At 73.7% G+C, this 4,725-nt stretch carries 3 protein-coding genes and 2 pseudogenes; 1 reads left to right on the top strand and 4 read right to left on the bottom strand.

The genetic code is table 11. The features are described from left to right. The 4 genes and pseudogenes from D8M35_RS15610 to D8M35_RS15625 all read right to left on the bottom strand — a co-directional run. Positions 1-499, bottom strand: a pseudogene (locus D8M35_RS15610) (WYL domain-containing protein); the annotation flags it as partial. Positions 500-571: 72 nt separating this feature from the next. Beyond that, on the bottom strand, positions 572-1,498 hold the full coding sequence (locus D8M35_RS15615; RefSeq protein WP_126892647.1) for an FKBP-type peptidyl-prolyl cis-trans isomerase: 927 nt from the start codon (positions 1,496-1,498) through the stop codon (positions 572-574). Between the two features lie 40 nt (positions 1,499-1,538). Beyond that, a complete protein-coding gene (locus D8M35_RS15620) occupies positions 1,539-2,648 on the bottom strand; it encodes a tRNA (adenine-N1)-methyltransferase (protein ID WP_238638273.1) in 1,110 nt (369 codons plus the stop codon). Continuing rightward, positions 2,645-3,355, bottom strand: a complete 711-nt coding sequence (locus D8M35_RS15625; RefSeq protein ID WP_238638274.1) for an HAD family phosphatase — start codon at positions 3,353-3,355, stop codon at positions 2,645-2,647. Before D8M35_RS15625 ends, D8M35_RS15620 begins: the two co-directional genes overlap by 4 nt. A 159-nt stretch (positions 3,356-3,514) precedes the next feature. Between D8M35_RS15625 and D8M35_RS15630 the strand changes: the two are divergent. Then, a pseudogene (locus D8M35_RS15630) lies at positions 3,515-4,369 on the top strand (proteasome assembly chaperone family protein); the annotation flags it as partial. Between the last annotated feature and the right edge of the window lie 356 nt (positions 4,370-4,725).

Below are 4,725 nucleotides of genomic sequence, written 5' to 3' on the forward strand. Positions count from 1 at the left end.
TGGCGTCACGGGCGCGGAGCCGCGGCGCGTACGCAGCCATGCCGGCGACGCCCCGCGCCGCGCTCGACCCGTCGTCGTCGGCGCCGGCGGAACGGACCTTGAGCAGCGCCCGGCGGGAGTCCGTGGACAGTGCGCCCTCGCGCCACGCCATCGCGGCGAGCGACAGCAGTGCGGACTCGTCCGGGGTGAACCGGACGTCGAGCGGCAGGTCGTACTCGCCCTTCGGGATCCGGTAGCGCAGCGTCTGGTTGTTGCCGGCGGCGCCCGGGGTCTCGATCGTCTCGAGCGGGATGCCGAGGTCGCGGACGTCGTCCTTGTCACGCTCGAACTGGCGCTCGAGCGACGCGTTGTCCCCACCGGGTGAGAACCGCTGCCGGTAGCCCTGCACGTTCGCCAGGATCTCCGCCTTCGTCAGCCCGGCCTCGGTTGAGAGCAGCGCGAGCACGAGGCTGAAGAGCCGCTCCTCGGCGGGGACGCGGGGGGCTCGGGTGGCTGGCACGAGCCCGATCCTACGGCAGCGCGGGTGCACCGGAGTGCACCCGCGCAGGGTCGGTGGAGGGACGGTCGCGGCTCAGGCGGGCATCTTCCCGAGCACGTCGATGACGTACGCCGTGGTGCCGTCCTGCTGGTGCACGATCGCCAGGACCTGGTCGCCGACGCGGTGGCCGAGGACCGCGTTCCGCACGCCGTCGATGAGCTGGCCCTTCGCGAGCGGGATCGCCTGGGCGCCGGAGCCGTCGGTCCAGTTCGACGCGACGACCGAGGAGTCGCCGTTGCTGCCGGCCCACGAGACGGCCGTGTACTTGATGACCGCGGTGTCCTTCGCGGTGAGCTCCGCCCCGGACCCCTTGCGGAGCAGGTGCAGGGCGTCGTCCTTCGGCGCGCTCCACGACGGGATCGTGATGCCGGGGGCACCCGACGGCGCCAGGACGACGGCGGGCATGCCGTCACCGGCGAGCTGCGGCGTACCGGTTGCCCGTGCATCGAAGGCCTGCTTGACGTCCATGACCGCCACGACGGCGTCCTCGGTCTTCTCCGAGGTGCCGGACGTGCTGGTGGCGCTCCCGCTCAGTCCGCTCTTCGGCAGGGCCACGGCGAGCCGGTCGCCGACGTGGGCGCACTCGAGCGCGGTACCCAGCGGTCCGAACTTCGCGGCGCCGACGGTGATCGGGGCGGTCTGACCGGAGTACCCGCTGGTCTGCGCCACCTGACCGGTGGCGCCGTCGACCAGCGTGTACTCGACGAGGACCGGCGTGCCCTCCTCGACCTGTCGGCCGTCGCCGGAGCGCAGGACGGAGACCTGCGTGCCCTTCGTGGTCAGCCCGGCGGGCACCGACACCCTCGGCTCCTTGCCGAACGCACCGGTCGCCGTCACCGCTGCCGAGGCGGCACCGGGGGCGGGGCACGCGGACGGCGCCGAACCGGCCCCGCTGGCGGCGCACCCCGTCAGGGACGCGGCGAGGCCGATGGTGACCAGGAGTGCGGGGATGGTGCGCACGGACCCTCTTTCCGTTCGGTGCTGGACGGGCATGCGTAGCCTAGCGGTCGCCGTCGGCGGCATCGTGCGAGGTGTCCGGGGCGACCTCGCCCGCGCCCGTCCCGGCCTCGGCGGCCGCGACCTTGCGCGCCTGTGCCGCAGCCTGGCGGGCCACCTTGCGCAGCTTCTTGTCGCTGGCGGACCGCTCGCCGACGGCGCCGGGGGTCCAGGCCTCGACGTCCTCGTCCGAGAACTCGGCCTTGCCTGCGCGACGCTTCAGGTTCGGCAGGACGACACCGTCGGCCAGGCGGCGCGCGGTCACGAGGAACCCGGTGTGGCCGACCATGCGGTGGTCCGGTCGGACGGCGAGGCCCTCCACGTGCCAGGTGCGCACCAGGGTCTCGCTCGACTGCGGGTCCGTGAAGCGCCCGGTGTCGCGCAGCGCCTCTGCGGTGCGGGACAGCTGCGTGACCGTCGCCACGTAGCAGACGATGAGCCCGCCGGGGACGAGGGCGTCCGCCGCGGCGTCCACGCACTCCCACGGCGCGAGCATGTCGAGGACCACGCGGTCGATGCTCTGCGGCTCGGTGGCGCCGGGGAGCTCCTCGACGAGGTCACCGACGGTCACCGACCAGTTGTCCGGGACGGCGCCGAGGAACGTGCCGACGTTGCCCCGGGCGATGGCGGCGAACTCCTCGCGGCGCTCGAACGACTGCAGCTGCCCGGTCGGCCCGATCGCCCGGAGCAGGAAGAGCGAGAGCGCTCCCGAGCCGACGCCGGCTTCGACGACACGGGCGCCGGGGAAGACGTCCGCGAAGGCGACGATCTGGGCGGCGTCCTTCGGGTAGACGATGGCCGCACCGCGGGGCATCGACATGACGTAGTCGTTGAGCAGCGGGCGGAGCGCCAGGTACTCGTCCCCGGTGCTCGCCCGGATGACCGAGCCGTCGGGCTGCCCGATCACGTCGTCGTGCCGGAGCACACCGCGGTGGGTGTGGTACTCGCCGGCGGTCTCGAGCGAGAGCGTCGTGAGCTTGCCCTTCGGACCGGTGAGCTGCACCCGGTCACCGGCGCGGAACGGGCCGCGCGGCGGGGTGTGCGGGGCGCCGCCCGCGGTGTGCGGCAGGGCGACGAGGTCGTCCTGCGAGGGCTGCTGGGACTGCTCGGTCATCGGTTCGCCGTCTCGGTACGGGCCGCGAGGGCCGGGCTGGTCAGTTCGACGAGGCGGTCGACGTCCACGTCCGCCAGCGTCGTCAGGTGCACGTCGCCGCCGGCGATCTCGGACAGCGGCACGATGTGCTCGACCGCGACGGTCACGGCGCCGGACGCCACCGCCGAGGCGACGCCGGTGGCGGAGTCCTCGATCGCGACGCACGCGGTGGGGTCGACCCCGAGCTGCGCCGCGGCGGCGAGGTACGCGTCCGGGTACGGCTTCGGGCGGTCGACGTCGTCACCGGCGACGACCACGCGGAACCCGCGGGCCCCGAGGGCGTCGGCCGTGACGAGCGCCATCGTGCGGCGGGACATCGTCACGAGTGCGGTCGGGATGCCGCGGTCGTGCAGCTCCTCGACGAGTTCACGGGCGCCCGGACGCCAGGGCAGTTCGCCGCCCTGCAGGCGCTCCGTCACGTAGTCGGTCATCCACAGGACGATCTCCTCGACCTCCATGTCGACGCCCCGGTCGCGGAGGATCTCGCCCGACCGCTCGAGGCCGCTGCCGACCAGCGACAGGCCGTCCTCGTGCGTCCACTCGGCGCCGTACCGGTCGGTCAGTTCGACCTGGGACTGCTGCCAGATCGGCTCGGTGTCGATGATCGTGCCGTCCATGTCCCACAGCACGGCTGCGGGGAGGACGCGTTCGGGGTGCTGGGCGGTCACGGGCGACGAGTCTACCGGGGCGCCGACCGACCCCGCGGTTCCGCTCGGGGCGGACGGAGGGGTGCCCGCGGCCGGCTCCGGCCTATCCTGGGTGATCGACCGTGTCCGGCCGCGCGCGAGCACCGCGTGCGCCCCGCTCCACCACCAGGAGGCCCCTCCGTGCCACAGCACTCCCCCTTCAGCGACGGACGCCTGCTCGTCGTCGCCTTCGAGGGCTGGAACGACGCCGGCGAGGCGGCGAGCGGCCTCGCACGCCGCATCGTCGACGCGCTGGAGCTCGACGAGCTGCGCGAGATCGACGGCGAGCGGTACGTCGACTACCAGTTCAACCGGCCCGAGATCGGCACCGCCGAGGACGGCTCGCGCGCCGTCCGCTGGCCCCGCATCGTGCTGCACGGCCCCGGCGCCGAGGGTCGCCCGGTGCTCGGTGCCGCCGGCTCCGAGACCGAGCGCGACGTCTTCGTCCTGGTCGGTCCGGAACCCTCGCGCACGTGGCGCGGCTTCTGCGCCGAGATCATCGACCTCGCCGACGTGTACTCGATCGACGCGGTCGTGTTCGTCGGGGCGATGCTCGCCGACGTCCCGCACACGCGTCCGATCTCCGTGTTCGTGTCGAGCGAGAACGCCGGTGTCCGTGCCGCGTTCGACGTCGACCGGTCGTCGTACGAGGGCCCGACGGGCATCCTCGGCGTGCTCTCCGACGCGATGGACACCGCCGGGCTCACGACGCTCTCCCTCTGGGCCTCGGTCCCGCACTACGTGCACAACTCGCCGTCGCCGAAGGCCACCCTGTCCCTGCTCGACAAGATCGAGGAGCTCGCGGACGTCACGGTCCCGCGCGGCAGCCTGCTCGACGAGGCCACCGAGTGGGAGGAGGGCATCGACGCCCTCGCCGCCGACGACGAGGACATGGCCAGCTACATCGGCCAGCTCGAGCAGGCCCGCGACACGGTCGACTCCCCCGAGGCGTCGGGCGACGCGATCGCGCAGGAGTTCGAGCAGTACCTCCGTCGCCGTGAGCGCAAGGACGGCAAGGACGGCGGCACCGCCGGCGGCGAGGGCCCGTGGCGGCCCCCGCAGCCCTGCTCCGCAAGATCGGGGAGCTCGCGGACGTCACGGTCCCGCGCGGCAGCCTGCTCGACGAGGCCACCGGGTGGGAGGAGGGCATCGGCGCCCTCGCCGCCGACGCCGAGGACATGGCCAGCTACATCGGCCAGCTCGAGCAGGCCCGCGACACGGTCGACTCCCCCGAGGCGTCGGGCGACGCGATCGCGCAGGAGTTCGAGCAGTACCTCCGTCGCCGTGAGCGCCAGGACGGCAAGGACGGCGGCACCGCCGGCGGCGAGGGCCCGTGGCGGCCCCCGCAGCCG

It is taken from the genome of Curtobacterium sp. HSID17257, from assembly GCF_003989515.1.
GTDB lineage: Bacteria > Actinomycetota > Actinomycetes > Actinomycetales > Microbacteriaceae > Curtobacterium.